This window comes from Baekduia alba (assembly GCF_028416635.1).
GTDB classification, from domain to species: domain Bacteria; phylum Actinomycetota; class Thermoleophilia; order Solirubrobacterales; family Solirubrobacteraceae; genus Baekduia; species Baekduia alba.
Window position 1 is genome coordinate 5,600,880 of sequence record NZ_CP114013.1, and the last position, 19,719, is coordinate 5,620,598.

A 19,719-nucleotide genomic window follows, 5' to 3' on the forward strand; every position below is an offset into this window, starting at 1 on the left:
GCGGTGCCCGTCGGATCCGTCGCCTCGCTGCACCGCTGGCCCGTGAAGTCGCTCGCCGGCGAGGACGCCGACGCGCTCAACCTGGACCCGCGCGGCATCGCCGGCGACCGCGCGCACGCGCTGTACGACACGCACAAGGGCGCGCCGCGCCGCCTCACGGCACGCGAGGCGCCCGCGATGCTGCGCTGGCGCGCGACCTACGACGGCGTCCCGGGCGCGGCGATGACGCCGGCGCGGATCCCGCTCCCGACGGTGACCGCGCCCGACGGAACGGCGTTCCCCTGGGACGACCCGGAGCTTCCGAGCGCGCTCAGCGACGACCTCGGCCGCGAGGTCGCCCTGCGCCGCGACCTGTCGCTCATGCAGGACCTCGGCAACTCGATCCTCGTCACGACCCAGGCGACGCTCGACGCCGTCGCCGGCGAGCTCGGCCGCGACCTCGACCTGCGCCGGTTCCGCACCAACATCCACGTCGTGCTCGACGACGCCGCGGCCTACGCGGAGGAGACCTGGGAGGGCCGCCGGCTGCGCGTCGGCGAGGTCGAGCTCCAGCTCCTGCACCCGTGCGTGCGCTGCGTGATCCCCACGCGCGACCCGGACACGACGGCTAAGGACCCCAACATCCTGCGGTGGCTCACCCGGCATCACGGCGGCCTCTTCGGCATCAACGCCCGACCGCGTGGCGACGGCAGGATCGCCGTCGGCGCTCAGGTCGAGCTGCTCTGACGCGCCGCGGCGCCCAGGGCGAAGAGCTCCAACATGGTGGAGAACAGGTCGTCCGGCACGGCGTCGGGCTCGACGAGCTGCTCGAAGCCGATCCCGTTGGCCATCGCGAAGATCATCGTCGCCAGCTGGTCGAACGGCACGCCGGAGTCGAAGCCGCCGGCCTCGGACCGCGCGCGCAGCAGGTCGGCCATCCGCGCCCGCATCCCCGCGTAGTGCTCCTGGAGCTTGAGCCGGAACGCGTCGTCGCGCGACGCGTGCAGCGCCGCCTCGAAGAACAGGCGCTTCCAGTCGGGGTCGCTGCCGAGGAACTCGACGAAGTCGCGCCCCGCGGCCCGCGCCTGGATCTCCGGCGGCTCGTCGGTCGACATCGCGCGCTCCATGTCGACCAGCCGGCGCGCGAAGCGCACGTCGAGCATCTGGAGGAACAGCTCCTCCTTGGAGCCGAAGTTCGCGTAGACCGCGCCCTTGGTGAACCCGGCGTCGGCCGCGACCTCGTCCACCGACGCCTGCGTCAGCCCCCGGCGCGCGAAGACGCGGCCGGCGGACTCCAGCAGGCACCGGCGGGTGTGCTCCTGGCGCTGCTTGCGGGTGAGGCGCTGCGGCTCGGCCTGACTGCTCACGTGGCGATGATCTCAGCCCCGCGCCCCGGAACGAGCGTGATGACCCGCCGGCCCACGCGCTCGGACTCCGGGACGGCCGGCCGCAGGCGCACCTGGCCGACGATCGCGGCCAGGACCGCGCGCATCTCGGTCTCCGCGAAGCTGGCGCCCAGGCAGCGGCGGATGCCGCCGCCGAACGGCAGGAACGTGTAGGGATTGGGGCGCACGCCGAGCCAGCGCTCGGGCCGGAACGCGGCCGGGTCCGGGTAGATGTCGGGCCGCCGGTGCACGAGGTGGATGCTCGGCGCCACGCGGACGCCCGCCGGCAGGTCCCAGCCGCCGATCGTCTGCGGCTCGCTGAGCTTGCGTCCGACGAACGGGATCACCGGCCGCAGGCGCAGCGTCTCGCGGATCACCCCGTCGACATACTCGTCGCCGGCGCCGGCGCGGACCTCCTCGGTCAGGCGCTCCAGCGCCGCCGGGTGGCGCGTCAGGCGCTCCAGCGCCCAGGCCAGCGCGGTCGCCGTCGTCTCATGGCCGGCGACCAGGAGCGTGACGAGCTCGTCGCGCAGCTCGACGTCGTCCATCGGCGCGCCGTCCTCGTGGCGGGCGAGGAGCAGCATGGACAGCACGTCGTCGCGCTCGGCGAGGTCGTCGCGCTTGCGGTGGTCGGCGATGACCCGGCCGATGATGTCGTCCACCGGGTCGAGGACGTGGGCGAAGATGCGCTTGCGGTCCGCCTTCTCCGGCCCGTAGAACAGCAGCTTGCGCAGCTCGCGCGAGCTGGCCGTCGACTCCAGGAAGGTGCGCAGGCGCGTGCGCAGCTCGGCCAGGCGCGGGTCCCCCTCGTCGATGCCGAAGACGATCCGCATGATCACCTCGAGCGTCACCTTCTGCATGTGCGGGTGCGCCTTGAACGGCACGCCGCGCGGCCACGAGGCCACCTCGCGCTCGGCGATCTCGGCCATCAGGTCGACGTGGCGGCGCATCTTCTCGCCGTGGAACGGCGGCAGCAGCAGCCGGCGCTGGCTGAGGTGCTGAGCGCCGTCGAGCAACAGCACCGACTTGCTGCCCAGGAACGGGAGCAAGATGATGTTGCTGACGCCCGCGTGGTAGATCGCGGGGTCGCCGGTGAACACCTGCTTGACGTCGGCGGGGTCCGACAGCACGACGAACGTGTCGCGCGCGATGTGCATGGTGAACATGTCGCCGTACTGCGCGCGGGCGCGCTCGACGAACTGGAACGGCCGGGTCAGCCAGCCGATCGTCTGCAGCGCGCGCGGCATGCGCGGGCTGGGCGGAAGCGGAGCGCGCCTGGCGAAGCGGGGAAGCGGCGCGGTGGTCGGGGAGGCAGCCATCAGATACCGGACGGTATCCGGATACTGACCGGAATGTCAAGAGGCGCGCGCGACCGTCAGGGCGACGGCTTGTGCCGCGACGGCGGCACGAACTCGCCGAGCACCTCGACGACGCGGTGCCAGTCGTCGCGCAGCGAGCGGTAGACGCGGCGCACCGTGTTCTCGCCCACCCCGGCCGGCTCGACGCGCACGAGCTCGATCAGACCGGAGCGATGCAGCGCCCGCACGGCGTAGACGACGGTGTCGAGCGGGGCGTCGAGGCGCTCCGCGAGCTGCGACGGGCTCAGGTGCTCGTCGGCGAGCGCGAGCAGGATGGGCAGCCGGACGGGATGGCGGATCTCCGCCAACAACGACCCCAGACGCTCGTCCCCTCGCTCCACGAACCGGCGACCTTATGGGAGCGACGGGCGCCGACGGGATTACGGCGCCGGAGTGGATTGCGCCACGTTGACGGCCGCTTATCGATACACACGAGTGTCGATTTGCACACGACACCGTATTCGATTACGGTATGCGCATGCGCTGGGACCATCGACCCGCCGCATTCGCAGCATGGTCTTCGTGACCGCGTAGGCCAAGCAGCGACTCTTCCGCAGGTGCCGGCGCCCCGGGTCTTCCCGGGGCGCCGGTGCGCTTAAGGCCCTTTCGCCGCTGAACGGCCCTCAGCGCGCCGGGGCGTTACGCGCCCGGGACGTCCGACACCGGACGCGGGCTCGGCCCGACGTACTTCGCCGTCGGCCGGATCAGCCGCGCCTCGCGCTTCTGCTCGAGGATGTGCGCCGACCAGCCGGCGACGCGCGCACAGGTGAACATGGAGGTGAACAGCTCCGGCGGGACCTCGGCCGTGTCGAGCACGACCGCCGACCAGAACTCCACGTTGGTCGCCAGGACGCGGTCCGGGCGGCGGGCCTTCAGCTCGGCCAGCGCGGCCTGCTCCAGCGCCTCGGCGACCTCGAAGCGCGCCGAGCCGATGTCCTTGGCGGTGCGGCGCAGCACGCGCGCCCGCGGATCCTCGGCGCGGTAGACGCGGTGGCCGAAGCCCATGAGGCGCTCGCCGCGGTCCAGCGCGGCCTTGACCCACTTGTCGGCGTCGCCGAGCTGCGCGACCTCGTCGAGCATCTTCAGCACGCGCGACGGCGCGCCGCCGTGCAGCGGGCCCGACAGGGCGCCGACCGCGCTCGACAGCGCGGCGGCGACGTCGGCGCCGGTGGACGCGACGACGCGCGCCGTGAAGGTCGAGGCGTTCATGCCGTGCTCGGCCGCGGAGATCCAGTAGGCGTCGACGGCCTTCGCATGATCGGGATGCGCCTCGCCGCGCCAGCGGATCAGGAAGCGCTCGGCCAGCGTGGAGCCCTGGTCGATCTCGGCCTGCGGGACCCACGGCTTGCCGAGGCCGCGCGCGCTCTGCGCGACGAAGCTCAGCGCCATGACCGACGCCCGGGCCAGGTCGTTGCGGGCCTGCTCGTCGGAGATGTCGATGAGCTGCTGCAGGCCCCACTCCGGCGCCAGCGCGGCGATCGCCGCCTGCACGTCCACGCGCGGGTCGCCGCTGCGGATCGTGAGCGGATGCTGCTCGGCCGGCGCGAGGCCGGGCGCGAAGCTGCCGTCGACGAGCAGACCCCAGACCCGCTCGTAGGGGACGGTGCCGACGAGATCCTCGATGTCCACGCCGCGGTACCGGAGAGCACCGCCCTCCTTGTCGGGCTCGGCGATCTCGGTCGCGAAGGCGACGACGCCCTCCAGACCTGACTGCACGCCGTCGATCGTGCTGCTCATGCGCTTGCTCCTGTCGCTGTGCTTGTTGAAGTCCTTGCGATCGCGCCGGCGGCGACGCGCGTGGCGCGGTCGGCGGCGCGGCGCGCCTCGTCGCGCTGCAGCGGCGCGAGCAGCGCCAACGCCACGACGGGACCGACCGCCGCAGCGCCGTAGGCCGCGCTCCAGCCCGCCGCGTGCACGAGCGCGCCGAAGCCGGTCGGCGCGAGCGTCGAGCCGACCGACACCACCGTGTTCTGCAGGCCCATCGCGGTGCCGGCGCGGTGGCGCCCGGCGATCTCGGCCGCGGCGGTGAAGGCCAGGCCGTTCCAGCACATCGCGATGACGCCGGCCGTGAGCAGGATGGGGTACAACAGCGCGCCCGGGCCGCCGGCCAGCAGCGCGCACGCGCCGAGCAGGACGCCGTCGGCGGCGGCGATGCGGCGCAGGAGCGGGATGCGGAGCCCCTCGCGGTCCGAGCGGCGGCCGGCGAGGATGCGCGCGACCGCGCCCAGCAGCTGCAGTGCCGCGAGGCCGGCAGCGGCGATGCCGGTCGACAGCCCGCGCGCGTCGACCAAGAACAGGACGATGAACCCCAACAACGCCGACTGCCCGACGACGAGCAGGCCGGACGCGGCGCCGAGGCGCCACTGGCGCGGGTCGTGCGTGGGCTGCTCCACGTCGGGCGTGTACTCGGCGTGGGTCAGCTGCGGCGCCGGCGCGTCGCGCATGAGCAGCAGCGCGGCGAGCGCGGCGGTGAGCGCGACCCCGCTGAGCGTCAGGAACGCGGCCTCCAGCCCGCCGGCGCCGATCAGCCGCGGCAGGATGAGCGAGCCGATCGCGCCGCCCAGCGGCAGCGCCATCTGGCGGATGCCCAGCGCGGTGCCGCGCTCGGCCCGCGAGAACCAGCCCATGACCGCGCGGCCCGAGGCGCCCGTGGCGCTGGCGCCCATCGCGCCGGCCAGGAACATCCCCACCAGCAGCGCGCTGTAGGACGAGGAGAACCCCGTGATGCCGATGGCCACCGCGAACGCGGTCAGGCCGCCGGCCATCACCGGGCGCTCGCCGACGCGGTCGGTGAGGATCCCCCAGGGCAGCAGCGCGACGCAGACGCCGAACGCGACGGTGGAGAAGACGAGCCCGACCTGCGTCAGCGTCAGGTCGAACTCGTCGCGCAGCGCCGGGCCCAGCGCCGGCAGGCCCATGCGCAGCATGGCGAACGACGCGGCGCCGAACGCGCCGGTGAACAGCACGACCCACTTGTAGTTCTCGCCGCTGAGGCGCGCGCGCACTACGCGCCGGCCTTCTGGCGCTCGCGGTGCCGCCGGGCCTTCGTGACGTTGCCGCAGGTGCGCATCGAGCACCAGCGGCGCTTGCCGGCCGGCGAGCGGTCGAAGAAGCGGCCGCTGCAGGTCTCCGACGCGCAGATCCGGATCCGCGAGCGCTGAGCGGTCCCGAGCATCTGGGCGGCGTCGAGGGCGATCATCCCCAGCGCGCGGCGCGGGGAGTCGGCGGCGGCGCGCTCGGTGAGCCGGGCGCCGGGGGTCGCGTCGTCGTCGAGGACGAGCTGCGGGCGCACGCCGGCGAAGACGAGCCAGTCGTCGACCAAGGTGATGGCCTCGGTCGGCAGCGGCCGGCCCTCGATCTGCGCGACCATGAGCGCGTCGATCGCCTCGCGCAGCTCGCGCGCCTGCTCGAGCACGGCGCGCGTGACCGGCGCGGGCGCGTCCATGACCCCGGCGCGCACGAACCACGTCGCGAGGTCGTCGGGCGTGACGAGCGTCTCGACGCCGCGGCGCCAGCGCTCCCGCCGCGTGTTGGCGAAGTCGACCGCGGGCCGCCCGCCCGACCAGTACCACCACGGCTCGCCGGTGGCGAGCGGGAGGACGAGGTCCTCGGGGAGGTCGCGGTCGGGCATAACCCCATGGTACCGCGTCATGTGGTTACGCCGGCACGCGGGGTCGGCGCGGCCGTTACTGTCGGCGCCATGTCCACCGCCGCCGGCGCCGATCTCCTGTTCCGCCCCGTCCACGAGCTCGCCGCCCTCGTGCGGTCGGGCGAGCTCTCCGCCCGCGAGCTCGTGCAGGCGTCGCTGGACCGGATCGCGGAGCTCAACCCCACGCTCAACGCGTTCGTCGACGTCTTCGCCGAGGACGCGCTGGCCGAGGCCGACCAGATCGGCCCGGGCGACCCGCGCCCGTTCGCCGGCGTGCCGATCGCCATCAAGAACAACCGCGCGGTCGCCGGCAAGCGGCTGACGTTCGCCGCCAACCTCGTCGGCGACTTCCTCGCGCCCTACGACCACAACGTGGTCGCGCGGCTCAAGGCGGCGGGCTTCATCGTCGTGGGCACGACCACGCTGCCGGAGTGGGGCATCCTGCCGACCACCGAGACCGCGCGCTTCGGGCCGACGCGCAACCCGTGGGACCAGTCGCGCACGCCCGGGGGATCCAGCGGCGGCAGCGCGGCCGCGGTCGCCTCCGGCATGGTCCCGATCGCGCACGCCAACGACGGCGGCGGCTCGACGCGCATCCCGGCCGCCTGCTGCGGGCTGGTGGGCCTGAAGCCCCAGCGCGGGCGGATCTCGCTCGGCCCCGAGATCGGCCACGCGTTCCTCGTGGCCGACGGCGTCCTGACGCGCAGCGTGCGCGAGACCGCCGAGGTGCTCGACGTCCTGCAGGGCCCGTCGCTGGGCGACATGGCGTGGGCGCCGCCGCCGGCCGAGCCGTTCGCGACCTCCGCCGGCCGCACGCCGGGCAAGCTGCGCATCGCGATGTCCACGCTGTCGCCGGTGCCCGAGGCGGCGGTCGACCCGGTCGCCGTCCAGGCGGTCCAGGACGCGGCGCGGCTGCTGGAGTCGCTCGGCCACGAGGTCGTCGAGGCCGACCCGCCGTGGTCGCGGCCCGAGCTGTCGGCGGTCTTCACGGCATCGTTCGGGCCTGCGGTCTGCGCCCAGATCAAGCTCGGCGAGATGATCGCCGGGCGCGAGGCGACCGCCGCCGACATGGAGCCGCTGAGCTGGGCGCTCTACCAGCTGTGCCAGTCCATCAACTCGGTCGACGCGCTGCTTGCCGAGTTCCAGCTGCACGGCGTCGGGCGCGACCTGATCACCTGGGTCGACCAGTACGACGCGCTGCTGACGCCGTCGCTGGCCGAGGCGCCGCTGCCGCTCGGGACGCTGAACCCGCTGGACGAGGCCGACCCGATGGGCGCGTTCACGCGCAGCGCGTCGTTCACCCCGTTCACGCCGCCGTGCAACATCAGCGGCCAGCCGGCGATCTCGCTGCCGCTGTTCGAGCGCGAGGACGGCCTCCCGCTCGGCGTGCAGCTGATCGGCCAGCCGGCCGGCGAGGGCGCGCTGCTGGCGCTCGCCGCCCAGGTCGAGGCGGCCCAGGACTGGGCGGGCCGGCGGCCCGACCTGTAGGCCTTGGGCTAGCCGTCCTCGTCCTGGGCGTCCGGTCCCGAGACCGGCTCGCACTGCGGGTCGGCCTGGCCGGGGCCGGTGCCGGCGCGGCAGTCGGGGTCCTGGGAGGCCTTCGACGTCGAGGTCCCGCCGCCGGTCGTGCTCGTGCCCGGGCTCGTCGACGACGGCGCGCTGCCGTCGTCCGCCGCCCCGCCGGTGTTGTCGTTCTGCGGCGCGGCGTGCCCGCCGGTGTCCTGCGGCGTCGTGGAGGTCGTGGTCTGCGACGGCGCGGTCGTGGTCTGCCCGGGCGAGCCGCCGGGGACCGTCGTCGCGCCGGGCGCGGCCGTCGAGCCCGGTGCGGTGTCGCTGGGCATCGCGTCGCTGGCGCCGTCGGTGATGGCGGGGTTGTCGACGTCCGGGTTCGTCTCGCCGGAGACCGTGGACGGCTGGGTCTGGGCGTCGCTGGCGGGCTCGGAGTCGCCGCCGCAGCCGGCGATCGCGCCCATGCCACCGCCGAGCGCGAGCACGGCGAGCAGGCTCGCGACGCGGGCCTTGGGGGTGGGAAGGAGGGACGGCATCCCCTTCACACCTAGCAGGCCGGTCCGTCGTCGAGCTTAAGGACGGCCCGCATCGGGCTCGGCTCCACACCGAGAAGCTGCGCGTCGGCGACGCCGCGCGCGGTCAGCAGGGAGACCTCCATCAGCTCGGCCTCGTCCCACGTCGCGGGCGCTTTGGACTTCAGGATCGCCTCGCTCGCGCGCAGCGCCCGGGACACGATCGGCGTCGGGACGTGGACGAGGCGGCGCGGGCGGCCGGCGGCGCGCAGGAGCAGCTCGGTGATCTGGGTGTAGGTGAGCGTCTCGGGGCCGCCGAGCTCGTAGCGGTTCCGCGCCGGCGGCGGCGCAGCGTCGTCGCGCAGCAGCGCCATGACGCAGTCGGCGACGTCGTCGGCCCAGATCGGCTGGTATTCGGCGCGGCCGCTGCCGCTGACCGGGACGACGGGCGCGATCGCCGCCATCCGGCTCAGCAGCGTCATGAACACGTCGCCGGGCGCGTAGATGATCGACGGCGCGACCACGACGTGTTCGAGGTCGCTGGCGACGACGGCCTCCTCGGCCAGCGCCTTGGCCCGCAGGAACCGCGTGCGATCGTGGGCGGACGCGCCGAGCGCGCTGAAGAACACGAAGCGCCGGACGCCGGCGGCCTCCGCCGCCTGGACCATCCGCCACGTCGCGATGCCGTTGAGCTCCTCGATGGAGCCGCGCGGCTGGTCGCGGATCGCCGCCGCGAGGTGCACGACGGTCGTCACGCCGCGCAGCGCGTTGCGGAACGACGGCGGGTCGGCGAGGTCGCCCAGCGCGATCTGCACGCGGACGCGCTCGGGCCCGAGGCGCCGCGGATCGCGGACCAGGCAGCGCACCGGGATCCGCGCGGCCGTGAGGCGGCGCAGCACCCGGGAGCCGACCAGTCCGGTGGCGCCGGTGAGCAGGAGCATCGCCGGCCAGAGACTAGGGGTCTAGGTCAGCGCGCGGATGAAGAGGATCGCGCAGGCGGAGATCGCGAGGAGGTCGGCGGCGAGCCAGGCGGCGCGGGCATGCAGCCAGCGAACCGCGCGGCGCCGACGGCTCCGGATCTCGATATGGGTCTCAGTAACGGGTGGCGTCGCCATTGCGAAGTGGATGCGTCACCCTCAGCCGCCATCCATTGTGGGTGCGCGAGACAGGGATGCACCGCCGATGGGCGAACTGCATGGCTTCACCCCGCTGGGACGCAGGGAAGCTGCAGGCCGCACCCCCCGGGACGCCTCGGAGCGGCCTTTGGCAGAATGCCGCGTCCAACCCCGTCGAAACCCCCCGGCACGAGGAACTTCATGGCGTACGTCATCACCGAGCCCTGCATCGGCACCAAGGACAACTCCTGCGTCGAGGTCTGCCCGGTCGACTGCATCCACCCGACCCCGGACGAGCCCGACTACGACTCGGTCGAGATGCTCTACATCGACCCCGAGGAGTGCATCGACTGCGATGCGTGCGTCGAGGCCTGCCCGGTCGACGCCTGCTTCGCCGAGGACCAGGTCCCGGAGGAGTGGAACAAGTTCGTGCAGATCAACGCGGACTACTTCAAGAAGGCGTAGGGAGCGCCGGCCCAGGGGGCCGGGTTGCCTACGGGTATCGGCCCAGGGGGCCGAACCCGCCCTCGGGCCGGCAGAGCGGCGCCGCGCCGGGCCGCTCGCCCTCCGGTCGGGCTTTCTCCATAAAGTCGGTAGGCTTTATGCCTCATTCGACAGCCGAGGAGGCTCTCCATGTCCGTCACCGACGACCTGCTGCGCAACGCCGAGGACTACGCGTCGCGCTTCACCAAGGGTGACCTGCCGCTGCCGCCGGCCAAGAAGGTCGCGGTGGTCGCGTGCATGGACGCGCGGCTCGACCCGCAGGCCCTGCTCGGCCTCGACGAGGGCGACGCGCACGTCATCCGCAACGCGGGCGGCGTCATCACCGACGACGAGATCCGCTCGCTGGCGATCTCGCAGCGGCTGCTGGGGACCGAGGAGATCGTCCTCATCCACCACACCGACTGCGGGATGCTCACCTTCCGCGACGACGAGTTCCGCCGCTCGATCCAGGACGACACCGGCATCAAGCCCGAGTGGGCGGCCGAGGCGTTCCCGGACCTCGAGGAGGACGTCCGGCAGTCGATCGCGCGGATCCGCTCGAGCCCGTTCGTCCCGCGCAAGGAGTCCGTGCGCGGGTTCGTCTACGAGGTCGAGACGGGCAAGCTGCGGGAAGTGATCTAGCCGGCTGATCGCCCCCTGGGCGATTCAGCCCGCCATCGGCAGGCTGATCCCGCTCGTCCGCTTCTCGGCGGGCGGGATCACGTCCAGCGGCGAGGTCGGCGCGGGCGCGCCGGCCAGGATCGGCAGCTCGACCGGCATCAGCGCGATCAGGCCGCGCGCGGCCTGGCGGATCGCCTGCGCGGCGGCGTCGTCCGGATCGGTGCCGACCAGCGGCGCGCCGGCGTCGGCCTGCTCGCGCAACGGCATCGTCAGCGGGACCTTGCCGAGCAGCGGGACGTCGAGCTCGTCGGCCAGCTCCTGGCCGCCGCCCTCGCCGAAGAGCTGGAAGCGCTGGCCGTCCGGGGTCGTGAAGCCGGACATGTTCTCGATGACGCCCGCGATGTCGAGCGACACCTTGTGGGCCATCTCGGCGGCGCGGCGCGCGACCTTCTGCGCCGTCGGCTGCGGCGTCGTGACGAGCAGGAACTTCGCGTCGGGCAGCAGCTGCGCGAGCGTCATCGAGACGTCGCCGGTGCCCGGGGGCAGGTCGACGAGCAGGAAGTCGAGCTCGCCCCAGTCGACGTCCTCGAGGAACTGCGTCAGCGCCTTGTGCAGCATCGGGCCGCGCCAGACGACCGCGCTGTCCTCCTGGACGAAGAAGCCGATCGACATGATCTTCACGCCGTGGGCCTCGAGCGGCAGGATCTTGCGCTCCGGCGACACCGGCGGGCGGTCGCCGCCGAGGCCGAACATGCGCGGGATCGAGTAGCCCCAGACGTCGGCGTCGAGGATGCCGACCTTCTTGCCGTCGGCGGCGAGCGCCGCGGCGAGGTTGGAGGTCAGCGTCGACTTGCCGACACCGCCCTTCCCGGAGCCGATGCAGACGACGTTCTGGACCTGCGCGAGCGCGCCGGTCGGCAGCGAGCCGCCGCGGCCGAGCTTCTTCTGGAGGTTGGACTTCTCGCTGTCGGACAGGACGTCGAAGGCCACCGACACCTTCGGGACGCCCAGCTCCTGGACGGCCTTGGCGACCGAGGTCTGGAAGTGGTTGCGGATCGGGCAGCCGGCGGTGGTCAGCGAGACGGTGATGGCGACGCTGCCATCGTCCGCGATCGCGATGTCGCGAACCATGCCGAGCTCGACGATGTTCTCACGCAGCTCCGGGTCGATGACGACCGTGAGCGCCTGCAGGATCTCGTCGCGGGAAGGGGAGGCCATGCGCACCATTGTCGCAAACGGCGGTCGCCCCTTAAGTGACGACGGGCCGTCTCATGCGAGACGGCCCGTCGTGGGGGAGGAGTCGTGCTGGTGCTGCGGTTCGGAGAGCCCTGGTCGCGCTAGGCGACGGAGGCGATGCGCTCCTGGACGGTGGTCGCGGCCTTCTGGCCGGCGGTGAGGCCCGTCTGGAGCAGGTTGGAGGCGCGGGCGGTGACGAAGTCGGCCTGCGTCGTGATCGGCTTGACTTGCTTGGTGACGTCGGCGCGGAGGCCCTTGACGTCCTTGGTCACGCGGGTGCGGGTCTTCTTGGCCTCGCGCTCGAAGCGCTTGACCTCGGTCGAGCCGCGGCGCTCGAAGCGCTTGATCTCGGCCTCGAGGCGCTTGCGGCGGAGCTGGAGCTCCTTCTCGACCTTGTCGCGCGAGGAGAGCGTGCCGCGGACGGAGTCGACGGCCTCGGTGATCACGTCGCGGGCGACGAGGGCGGCGCCGACCTGGACGAGCGCGGCGCGCTCGGCGTACTCCTGCACGCGGTCGACCGGCGTCTTGGCCAGCTCGCGGCGCGTCTCGGCGGCCTTCTTGGCGGCGGTGGTGCGCTTGCGCGCCTCGGCGGCCTGGTTGGCCGAACGAGTCTGCGCGGCCTTCTTGGCGGCCGTCGAGCGCTTGGTGGCGTTGGTCTTGCGGGTGGTGGCGGCGGTGTTGGTCGTAGCCATGTGGTTTCTCCTCGGGCTAAGCAAGTTAGATCTAAGTCGTTGTTCGCCCTCAGCTTACCAGCGAACACATGTTTGTAAACCCGTCCGGCCGCACGGTTACAGTCCGAACACGGGTTCGGCAGTGATTCGGGCCCGAAAGGGCGCGCGCCAGGGCGTCGCGCGAGGGCGCCCGCGCGTTACGCCGCGGCCGACTCGGTGCGCGCCAGCCAGGCTGCGGGCGCCGCCAGCTCGGCGGCGGTCGGCGCCAGGTCCGCGGCGGCCCAGGCGTCGCGGAGGCCGGCCTCGCCGCGCGCGGCGACGACCGTGTCGCAGAAGACGCGCCCCTGCGCGTACTGCTTGAGCTTGAGGTCGAAGCCGAGCAGGCGGTCGAGGATCCGCAGCAGCGGCGCGCGGTCCTCGCGGCGGCGGTCCATCGCGTCGCGCAGCGCCTCGACGTCGTCGAGCACCTCGCCGCCGGCGCGGTCCATCGCCCACTCCGCGTGCCCCTCGACGAGACCCATCGTCCCCTGAACCCGGTCCAGCAGCGCCTTGCGCTCCGCGCCCATCACCGCGCCGACCAGCCCGCCCTCACGCACGGACTCGGCCAGCGCCTTGAGGTCGTCGACGCCGACCCGCAGCAGCGCGCGCGGATCGAGCTGCACGTCCATGGCCTTGACCAGCTCCTGCAGCGCGTCGCCGAGGCGCGGCCGCAGCCAGTCCACCGCGCCGAACTGCACCGCGTGGGTGACCTCGTGCAACGTGACCCACGTGACGACCTGGTCGCGGTCGGCGCCCAGCTCGCGCGCCGCGCGATCGAGGTTCGGCCCGACGAGCAGCAGCCGCGGCGCGACGTCCGGGTTGGTGAGGTCGAGCTCGTACTGGCCGAGGACGCGCCGGGCGAACAGCCCGAGCAGCCCGCCGATCTCCGCCGCGACCACCGCGCCGCCGGCGTTCTGCAGCGCGCCCAGCGCCCCGGACGCCGGCGCGGACGACCCGCCGCCCGCCACGTTCTCCAGCGCCGGCCCGATCGTCGAGCGCATGGTCTTGAGGTTCGCGTCGATCCACGCGCCGCGGTCGACCCACTCGGCCGGCGGCAGCGGCACGGTCGGCTCCAACCCCGTCGCCGCGACGATCTGGTCGCGTGCCGCGGCCGCGGTGCCGTCGAGGCTCGAAGGCGCGACCGACGCGGCCGCGCCGTCTCCCTCGCCCGCCGCGCTGCGCGCGATCCGCGCTGCCAGTTCCCAATCAACGTGCATCGGCGCTAGGAGACCGCGGGAAGGTGGAGGAGCTGCTCGAGCGACGCCTGCGTGCGCGCGGCGACGACCGCGTGGTGGGGCTCGAGGTCCAGCGGCGCGCTCAGCGGCCCGTCGGGCGCGCCGACGAACGCGACCTGCCCGCCGGACTCGCGCACGATCAGCTGCGCGGCGGCGGCATCGACCGCCCGCGTGCGCGCCAGCGAGGCCATCGCGTCCACGCGTGTCGCGGCGACCTGGCACATCGACACCGCGATCGAGCCCATCGCGCGGATCCGCCGCGTGGCGGCGACGAGGTCGTCCGACGCCAGCGCCAGCCAGCGCGGGTCCGCGGACTCGACCGCGAGCAGCTCCAGGCGGCCGTCCGGCGTCCGGCGCTCGGGCGGCGGCGCGTCGAGCGCCACGTCGTTCAGGAACGCGCCCGCGCCGGCCTCGGCGCGCCACTCCTCGCCGGGGCCGAGGTCGTAGACGTAGCCGAACACGACGTCGGCCATCGTCGTCCCGGTAGCGACCGCGACCGACAGCGCGTGGTGCGGCAGCCCGCGCTTGGCGTTCAGCGAGCCGTCGATCGGATCGACGACGACCAGGACCTCGTCGGACCCGAAGTCGACCGTCCCGCGCTCCTCCGAGACGACCGTGAACCGGGCGCCGCCGTCGTGCAGCTGCTGCAGCTGCGCGAAGACGCGATCCTCGGCCTCGGCGTCGATCACGAGCGTCTTGTCGCCGCCCTTGCCGCGCACGCCGGTCTCGATCACCCGCTCGATGCTGGTCGGATGGTCGCGCAACACGGACCGCAGTCCCTCGGCCGCCGCGCGACACGCTCCCAACCAGTCGTGTTCGAGAGCGGGGTGCGACGTCATCAGGGCCATATCCTAGGGTCGTGCCCGCTTCTCCCGGCGCCATCACCCCTGAGACCGCCGAGGCGGCCCAGGCGCGCGCCGTCTCCCACCGCGGCGGGCCGCTGCTCGTCCTGGGCGGCGCGGGGAGCGGCCGGACGCAGACGCTCGTCGACCGGTTCGCCTGGCTGGTGACCTCCGGCGGCGTCGCGCCCGAGGAGATCCTGGTGCTCACGCGCGGCGCCGCGGCGGCCGAGTCGCTGCGCGCGCGCGTCGAGGACGCGCTCGGCGATCGCGCGTTCGAGGACCTGCCGGTGCTGCCCATCCACGGGATGTGCGCGCGGCTGCTGCGCGACGAGGCGCTGGAGGCCGGGATCGACCCGTTCGCGGTGACCGCGACGCCGGCCGACCGGCTGGCGCTGCTGCTCGACCGCGTCGACGAGCTCACGCTGCGCCGCCACGACCTGCGCGGCCGCCCCGCCGCGGTGCTGTCCGCGGTGCTCGGGCGGATCGACCGGCTCAAGGAGTCCGGGATCTCGCCGGCGCGGTTCGCCGAGTGGGCGGCGAGCCTGCCGGACGACGGCGCCGGCGAGCGCGCCGAGCGCGAGCGCGAGTTCGCGTCGCTGTACGAGACCCACGACCGGCTCATGCTCGAGCACGGGCTCCTGGACTTCGGCGAGCTCGTCCTGCGCGCGCACTCGCTGCTGGAGCAGCGGCCGCACGTCCGGGCGCGGGTCGCGGGGCGCTGGCGCCACGTGCTGGTCGACGACGTCGAGGACACGACGCCCGCCCAGCTGCGGTTGATCATGCTCTTGGCCGCCGAGCACGGCGAGCTGGTCGCGACCGCCGACGACGACCAGGCGGTCGACGAGCCGCGCGGCGTCGCGGCCCGCCTGCGCGGCGTGGTCGGCGCGCGGATCGGCGGGCGGCCGGTCGACGTCGTCGTCCTCGGTCGATCGCAGCGGTGCCCGGACCGGGTGGTCGTGGCGGCCGAGGCGGTCGTCGCGCCGATCGCCGACCGGCTGGAGGAGCGCTGGTCGGGGACCGACGTCGTCGGACGCGGCTTCGAGGGCGACGTCCGGCTGTGGCGCTGCGAGAGCGATCGCGCGCAGGCCCAGGGCGTCGCCACGGCGGTCGAGCGGTTGGTGCGCGAGGGCGTCTCGCCCGGGCGGATCGGCGTGCTGGTGCGGTCGGTGCGGTCCGAGGGCCAGGAGCTGGCGGTCGCGTTGGAGGAGCGGGCGCTGCCGTTCCGGCTGGCCGGCGCCGCGGCGTTCTTCGGGCAGGCCGAGGTCCGCGACGTCCTGGCGTGGCTGCGGCTGCTGGTGAACCCGAGCGACGCGGGCGCGGTCGTGCGCGCGCTGGCGCGGCCGCCGATCGAGCTGCACGCGGTCGACCTCGCCCGCTGCATCCAGATCGCCAAGCGCCGCAAGTTGGACATGGTGACCGGTCTGGTCGCGGCGACCGAGTCGCCGCAGCTGCCGCCGGAGGCGCGCGAGCGCGTCCTGGCCTTCCTGAAGCTGCACCGGCAGGCGGCCGCCGCGCTGGACACGACGCGCCCGGACCTGTTCGTCCACCGGCTGATCGAGCGGCTGGGGCTCCGGCGCCAGCAGGTGTTCGCGGCGCAGGCCGACGTCGTGGAGCGCCTCGTCTCCCTCGCGCATGTTGGTGAGCTTGCCGCGTCGTACGTCCGCCGTGCGCCGCAGGCGACGCCGCGCGAGTTCGCGCGCTGGCTGGCGGCGGTGGCCGAGGCCGGCGGCCTGGGCGACGTCGAGGAGCAGGACGGCGCGCCGCCGCGCGACGACGCCGTGGCGGTCCTGCCGCTGCACGCGGTCAAGGGGCTCGAGTTCGACCACGTGTTCATCTGCGGCTTGCAGTCGTCGCGGATGCCGGGCGCGCGGCGCGTGCTGGTGGAGCCGCTGCCGCCGGGCCTGTCGGTGCCCGGCATCGCCGACAGCGAAGGGGGCGACTCGCGCGAGGCGCACGTCGACGAGATGCGGCGCGTGCTGCACGTGGCGATGACGCGGGCGCGCGAGGGCTTGGTCCTGGCCTACGCGGCGCAGAGCGAGCGCGGCGCGCCGCAGCATCCGTCGCCGTTCGCCGAGGAGGCGCGGGCCGCGCTGGGCGAGGAGTGGGAAGATGTAGAAGAACAGCTCTTCGGGCCCGACGAGGCGCTGCACGCGGCGATCGGGCAGCTGCGCGACGAGCTTCTGCGCGACGTCCAGCAGATCGGCGCGCGGCTGGGCGAGCTGCGGTTGGACACCGACCTGGACGTCGCCCACGGCGTGTCCCGATACCTGGAGCTGCTGAAGCTGGCGGCGCTGCACGCCCGGCCCGAGGGGCAGGAGGTCGCCGACGCGCTGCCCGGCGTCAACGCGGCGATCCTGCACGCGGCGACCGCGCAGCAGCGCGAGATCCTCCAGACCTCGTCGCTGGACGACGTGCTGCTGGACGGCGAGCGCGACGCCAGCGTGCGCGCGAAGGCGAGCGCGGCGCGGCACGAGCCGTCGCTGGCGCCGTTCCTCCCGACGCGGGGCGACGGGCTGGCGCTGAGCGCCTCCGACATCGAGACCTACCGGACGTGCCCGTTGAAGTACAAGTTCGCGCGCGTGTTCCGGGTGCCGCAGGAGCCGACGATCAACCAGCGGTTCGGCATCGTCGTCCACCAGGTGCTGGAGCGCTACCACCAGTCGGGCGGGCAGTCGGTCGACGAGTTGCTGGGGCTGTTGGAGGCGAGCTGGCGGCGCAGCGGCTTCGGCCCCAGCGACGAGGAGAACCAGCTGCACGGCAAGGCGGAGAACGCGCTGAAGCGCTACCACGAGCGCTTCCAGGCCGACGACGCCGAGCCGATGTGGTTCGAGAAGTCCTTCAACTTCAAGATCGGGGCGCATACGCTGCGCGGGCGCGTCGACCGCGTCGACCGGATGGCCGACGGGCGCTACGAGCTGATCGACTACAAGACGGGCCGGCCGAAGGCGCCGGCGCAGCTGCGCGACGACGTGCAGCTGGCGCTGTACGCGGTCGCGGCCGACAGCGCCTGGCACCTCGAGTCGAGCGTCCAGTCCTACTTGTACGTCTTGGACGACCAGAAGGTCCCGCTGCCCGACGACGCCAACGACGCCGAGTGGATCACCGAGACGGTGATGGAGGTCGCCGACGGCATCCTCGGACAGGGCTTCGAGCCGACGCCGTCCTACGCGGCCTGCTCGATCTGCGACTACCGGATCGCCTGCCCGGCGGCCGAGCGCTAGCCGCTCAGCCCAGGAAGCCGACGAGCAGCCCGAGCAGGACGAACGCGAAGAGCGCCAGGGCCGCGACGGCGACCCAGCGGCTCAGGTTCGGGCCGTGGCGCTGCGCCGGGTCGTGGCCGTCGGGCGCGATCAGGTCGTGGAGCGTCGCCTCGCGCGGGGCCTTCGGCTCGGCCGACGGGCCGAAGGGCTGCGTCGCGTCGTCGTCGGCGTCGCGCTGCTCGGCGACGGTGAAGGGGCGGGTGGGGTCGGCGGCGGCGTGGAGGACGCGCGTCTCGGGTTCGGCGGGCGCGTCGCCGTCGCCGTCGTCTTCGCGTGCCGCGTCGAGTTGCTGCTCGAGCTCGGCGATCGCGACCTGCGAGCGCTCCCGCTCCTCGACGAGCTCGGCCCGCAGCACGTCGATGCCCTCCCGCGCGGCGTTCAGCTCCTGCTCGAGCGCGTCCGCGTCGATCACCGACGCCATCTCCGCCGTGAACGGCTCCGCCTCGGCGGCCTGCCGCGCCTCCTCGGCCTGCGTCGCGCGCGCCTCGGCCTCTGCAACACGGGTCTCGGCCTCCGCAACGCGGGTCTCGGCCTCTGTGGCGCGGGTCTCGGCGGCCTCGGCGCGAGCCGTCGCTTCGGCGAGGGCCCGCTCATTGTGGGTCGTGGCCGCCTCGAGCTGCTGCTCCAGCGCGGCGATGCGCTCGGTGGGGCCGGCGAGCGCCTCGTCGCGGGCGGCGCTCACGGCGGCGCCGAGCTCGGCACGGACGGACGCGGCGTCGGCCTCCGCCCGCTCGAGCTCGCGGCGCAGGCGGTTGGCCTCGCGGGCGACGGCGGTGAAGCGCTCGCCGTCGTCGGGCTCGTCGGGCGGCGGCAGCTCGAGCAGCGTGCCGCGGAGGCCGAGCGACAGGCGCGTGCCGGGCGCCAGCGCCTCGGCGGGCGCGGCATAGGCCGCCTCCCACCGCTGGCCGTCGGCGAGGGTCCGGATCGGCGTCAGCTCGATGCGGCGCTGGTCCTCGCCCGGCTCGACGACGAGGACCGGCGGCCGGCCGAACCGCGTCGCGGTCCGGAAGCGCCCTTCGAGCTCCAGCACGACGAGCGCACCCGAGATGGGCGTCGCCTCGAAGCGCAACAGCTCGAACGGGGCGCCGCTTCGCGCCTGCGGCGTCACGGCCGCTCCGCGTCCTCCTCGTCGGGCAGCGCCGACATCGGCTGCGTCCGCTCGAGGTCGTGGGCGCGGGGCGCCTCCTCGCCCGCGGCCTCGCGCGCCGTGATCCGGCCGGAGCGCAGCGGCGGCTCGTCGCTCTCGTCGATGTCGTCGCCACGGTCGTCGCGACGGCCCAGGCCGGAGAAGAGGCTCGGCACGCGCGGCTCGGAGGCGACGGGGCCCTCGGCGTCGGCGTCGAGGTCCTCGGCGAGATCGTCGTCGCTCGCCCCGCGGCGGTGGTCGACGGCGGTCACACGGCGCCGGAGGTCGCGCTCGCGCACCTGGATCGTCACCGAGATGGCAGCCAGCGACAGCGCCGCGCCGGCCGCCATCAGGAACGCGCCGGCGAGCGCGAGCCAGGCGCCGGACGACGGGTCGCCGCCGCCCGCGGCCGGCGGCGCGTTGACCAGCTGGACGAAGACGATCAGCAGCGCGGCGCCGGGCACGCCCGCCGCGGCCCACGGCGCGGTCGTGTCCGGCCGCACCGACGCGACCATCCCCGCGACCGCCAGCGCGGCGAGCACGAGGTCCAGCGCCTCGAAGACCTCCCAGCCCGTCGGGCCGGTGTCGTACCAGCGCAGGAAGAGGGAGACGAAGAGCAGGGCCGACCCGGCGAAGAGCACGGCGCGGCCAAGGTCGATGCGACGAGGCATGACCACCCTCTTCCCACCGGTCTGCCCG

At 74.0% G+C, this 19,719-nt stretch carries 20 protein-coding genes; 5 read left to right on the forward strand and 15 right to left on the reverse strand.

The features are described from left to right. Nucleotides 1-3: 3 nt before the first annotated feature. Nucleotides 4-726, forward strand: a complete 723-nt coding sequence (locus tag DSM104299_RS27970) for an MOSC domain-containing protein (RefSeq protein ID WP_272474962.1) — start codon at nt 4-6, stop codon at nt 724-726. On the opposite strand, the gene DSM104299_RS27975 is transcribed toward DSM104299_RS27970, so the two are convergent. From DSM104299_RS27975 to DSM104299_RS28000, 6 genes are all read right to left on the reverse strand, one after another. Beyond that, nucleotides 708-1,346, reverse strand: coding sequence for a TetR/AcrR family transcriptional regulator (locus DSM104299_RS27975; protein WP_272474963.1), 639 nt, complete (start codon nt 1,344-1,346; stop codon nt 708-710). The genes DSM104299_RS27970 and DSM104299_RS27975 overlap by 19 nt on opposite strands. Beyond that, the gene (locus tag DSM104299_RS27980) at nt 1,343-2,683 is read right to left on the reverse strand and encodes a cytochrome P450 (protein ID WP_272474964.1); all 1,341 of its coding nucleotides are present in this window, start codon (nt 2,681-2,683) and stop codon (nt 1,343-1,345) included. Before DSM104299_RS27980 ends, DSM104299_RS27975 begins: the two co-directional genes overlap by 4 nt. A gap of 56 nt (nt 2,684-2,739) precedes the next feature. Further along, nucleotides 2,740-3,063 (reverse strand): winged helix-turn-helix domain-containing protein, encoded by a 324-nt coding sequence (locus DSM104299_RS27985; RefSeq protein ID WP_272474965.1) that lies wholly within the window; start codon nt 3,061-3,063, stop codon nt 2,740-2,742. Between the two features lie 298 nt (nt 3,064-3,361). Next, the gene (locus DSM104299_RS27990; protein WP_272474966.1) at nt 3,362-4,459 is read right to left on the reverse strand and encodes a citrate synthase 2; all 1,098 of its coding nucleotides are present in this window, start codon (nt 4,457-4,459) and stop codon (nt 3,362-3,364) included. Further along, a complete protein-coding gene (locus DSM104299_RS27995; RefSeq protein WP_272474967.1) occupies nt 4,456-5,727 on the reverse strand; it encodes an MFS transporter in 1,272 nt (423 codons plus the stop codon). Before DSM104299_RS27995 ends, DSM104299_RS27990 begins: the two co-directional genes overlap by 4 nt. Then, nucleotides 5,727-6,353: a CGNR zinc finger domain-containing protein gene (locus DSM104299_RS28000; protein ID WP_272474968.1), complete on the reverse strand. Its 627-nt coding sequence runs from the start codon at nt 6,351-6,353 to the stop codon at nt 5,727-5,729. The genes DSM104299_RS27995 and DSM104299_RS28000 overlap by 1 nt, the downstream gene beginning before the upstream one ends. Before the next feature lie 69 nt (nt 6,354-6,422). On the opposite strand from DSM104299_RS28000, the gene DSM104299_RS28005 reads away from it, so the two are divergent. Continuing rightward, nucleotides 6,423-7,859 carry an amidase gene (locus DSM104299_RS28005; RefSeq protein ID WP_272474969.1) on the forward strand — a complete coding sequence of 479 codons (1,437 nt, stop codon included), beginning with the start codon at nt 6,423-6,425 and terminating at the stop codon, nt 7,857-7,859. An 8-nt stretch (nt 7,860-7,867) separates the two neighbouring features. On the opposite strand, the gene DSM104299_RS28010 is transcribed toward DSM104299_RS28005, so the two are convergent. Genes DSM104299_RS28010 through DSM104299_RS28020 form a run of 3 tightly spaced genes read right to left on the reverse strand, consistent with a single transcriptional unit; the run spans nt 7,868 to nt 9,507 of the window. Continuing rightward, on the reverse strand, nt 7,868-8,416 hold the full coding sequence (locus DSM104299_RS28010) for a hypothetical protein (RefSeq protein ID WP_272474970.1): 549 nt from the start codon (nt 8,414-8,416) through the stop codon (nt 7,868-7,870). 11 nt (nt 8,417-8,427) lie between these two features. Next, the gene (locus DSM104299_RS28015) at nt 8,428-9,333 is read right to left on the reverse strand and encodes a complex I NDUFA9 subunit family protein (protein WP_272474971.1); all 906 of its coding nucleotides are present in this window, start codon (nt 9,331-9,333) and stop codon (nt 8,428-8,430) included. A gap of 21 nt (nt 9,334-9,354) precedes the next feature. Further along, nucleotides 9,355-9,507: a hypothetical protein gene (locus DSM104299_RS28020; RefSeq protein ID WP_272474972.1), complete on the reverse strand. Its 153-nt coding sequence runs from the start codon at nt 9,505-9,507 to the stop codon at nt 9,355-9,357. A gap of 201 nt (nt 9,508-9,708) precedes the next feature. Here DSM104299_RS28020 and DSM104299_RS28025 point away from each other — a divergent pair, with 201 nt between their 5' ends. Together DSM104299_RS28025 and DSM104299_RS28030 are read left to right on the forward strand one after the other, a co-directional pair. Further along, nucleotides 9,709-9,972 (forward strand): 4Fe-4S dicluster domain-containing protein, encoded by a 264-nt coding sequence (locus tag DSM104299_RS28025; RefSeq protein ID WP_028074238.1) that lies wholly within the window; start codon nt 9,709-9,711, stop codon nt 9,970-9,972. Nucleotides 9,973-10,140: 168 nt separating this feature from the next. Continuing rightward, a complete protein-coding gene (locus DSM104299_RS28030; protein WP_272474973.1) occupies nt 10,141-10,632 on the forward strand; it encodes a beta-class carbonic anhydrase in 492 nt (163 codons plus the stop codon). 24 nt (nt 10,633-10,656) lie between these two features. On the opposite strand, the gene DSM104299_RS28035 is transcribed toward DSM104299_RS28030, so the two are convergent. The 4 genes from DSM104299_RS28035 to DSM104299_RS28050 all read right to left on the reverse strand — a co-directional run bounded on the left by DSM104299_RS28035 (nt 10,657) and on the right by DSM104299_RS28050 (nt 14,640). Beyond that, complete coding sequence (locus DSM104299_RS28035) at nt 10,657-11,829, reverse strand: Mrp/NBP35 family ATP-binding protein (protein WP_272474974.1); 1,173 nt, start codon at nt 11,827-11,829, stop codon at nt 10,657-10,659. A 119-nt stretch (nt 11,830-11,948) separates the two neighbouring features. Beyond that, nucleotides 11,949-12,539, reverse strand: a complete 591-nt coding sequence (locus tag DSM104299_RS28040; protein ID WP_272474975.1) for a hypothetical protein — start codon at nt 12,537-12,539, stop codon at nt 11,949-11,951. 176 nt (nt 12,540-12,715) lie between these two features. Further along, nucleotides 12,716-13,774 (reverse strand): zinc-dependent metalloprotease, encoded by a 1,059-nt coding sequence (locus DSM104299_RS28045; RefSeq protein ID WP_272474976.1) that lies wholly within the window; start codon nt 13,772-13,774, stop codon nt 12,716-12,718. Nucleotides 13,775-13,779: 5 nt separating this feature from the next. Further along, nucleotides 13,780-14,640 (reverse strand): inositol monophosphatase family protein, encoded by an 861-nt coding sequence (locus DSM104299_RS28050; RefSeq protein ID WP_349294480.1) that lies wholly within the window; start codon nt 14,638-14,640, stop codon nt 13,780-13,782. An 11-nt stretch (nt 14,641-14,651) separates the two neighbouring features. Here DSM104299_RS28050 and DSM104299_RS28055 point away from each other — a divergent pair, with 11 nt between their 5' ends. Next, nucleotides 14,652-17,855, forward strand: coding sequence for an ATP-dependent helicase (locus DSM104299_RS28055; RefSeq protein ID WP_272474978.1), 3,204 nt, complete (start codon nt 14,652-14,654; stop codon nt 17,853-17,855). Nucleotides 17,856-17,859: 4 nt separating this feature from the next. Here the strand turns inward: DSM104299_RS28055 and DSM104299_RS28060 are convergent, their stop codons facing one another. Then, the gene (locus DSM104299_RS28060; RefSeq protein WP_272474979.1) at nt 17,860-19,002 is read right to left on the reverse strand and encodes a hypothetical protein; all 1,143 of its coding nucleotides are present in this window, start codon (nt 19,000-19,002) and stop codon (nt 17,860-17,862) included. Further along, nucleotides 18,999-19,691, reverse strand: coding sequence for a hypothetical protein (locus DSM104299_RS28065; protein ID WP_272474980.1), 693 nt, complete (start codon nt 19,689-19,691; stop codon nt 18,999-19,001). Before DSM104299_RS28065 ends, DSM104299_RS28060 begins: the two co-directional genes overlap by 4 nt. Nucleotides 19,692-19,719 lie beyond the last annotated feature (28 nt).

Excerpts from the sequence above, each read along its gene's own strand:
- DSM104299_RS27980 (WP_272474964.1), bottom strand. The coding sequence starts at position 2,683 with ATGGCTGCCTCCCCGACCACCGCGCCGCTTCCCCGCTTCGCCAGGCGC.
- DSM104299_RS27990 (WP_272474966.1), bottom strand. The coding sequence starts at position 4,459 with ATGAGCAGCACGATCGACGGCGTGCAGTCAGGTCTGGAGGGCGTCGTC.
- DSM104299_RS28000 (WP_272474968.1), bottom strand. The coding sequence starts at position 6,353 with ATGCCCGACCGCGACCTCCCCGAGGACCTCGTCCTCCCGCTCGCCACC.
- DSM104299_RS28005 (WP_272474969.1), top strand. The coding sequence starts at position 6,423 with ATGTCCACCGCCGCCGGCGCCGATCTCCTGTTCCGCCCCGTCCACGAG.
- DSM104299_RS28010 (WP_272474970.1), bottom strand. The coding sequence starts at position 8,416 with ATGCCGTCCCTCCTTCCCACCCCCAAGGCCCGCGTCGCGAGCCTGCTC.
- DSM104299_RS28015 (WP_272474971.1), bottom strand. The coding sequence starts at position 9,333 with ATGCTCCTGCTCACCGGCGCCACCGGACTGGTCGGCTCCCGGGTGCTG.
- DSM104299_RS28020 (WP_272474972.1), bottom strand. The coding sequence starts at position 9,507 with ATGGCGACGCCACCCGTTACTGAGACCCATATCGAGATCCGGAGCCGT.
- DSM104299_RS28025 (WP_028074238.1), top strand. The coding sequence starts at position 9,709 with ATGGCGTACGTCATCACCGAGCCCTGCATCGGCACCAAGGACAACTCC.
- DSM104299_RS28030 (WP_272474973.1), top strand. The coding sequence starts at position 10,141 with ATGTCCGTCACCGACGACCTGCTGCGCAACGCCGAGGACTACGCGTCG.
- DSM104299_RS28035 (WP_272474974.1), bottom strand. The coding sequence starts at position 11,829 with ATGGCCTCCCCTTCCCGCGACGAGATCCTGCAGGCGCTCACGGTCGTC.
- DSM104299_RS28040 (WP_272474975.1), bottom strand. The coding sequence starts at position 12,539 with ATGGCTACGACCAACACCGCCGCCACCACCCGCAAGACCAACGCCACC.
- DSM104299_RS28045 (WP_272474976.1), bottom strand. The coding sequence starts at position 13,774 with ATGCACGTTGATTGGGAACTGGCAGCGCGGATCGCGCGCAGCGCGGCG.
- DSM104299_RS28050 (WP_349294480.1), bottom strand. The coding sequence starts at position 14,640 with ATGGCCCTGATGACGTCGCACCCCGCTCTCGAACACGACTGGTTGGGA.
- DSM104299_RS28065 (WP_272474980.1), bottom strand. The coding sequence starts at position 19,691 with ATGCCTCGTCGCATCGACCTTGGCCGCGCCGTGCTCTTCGCCGGGTCG.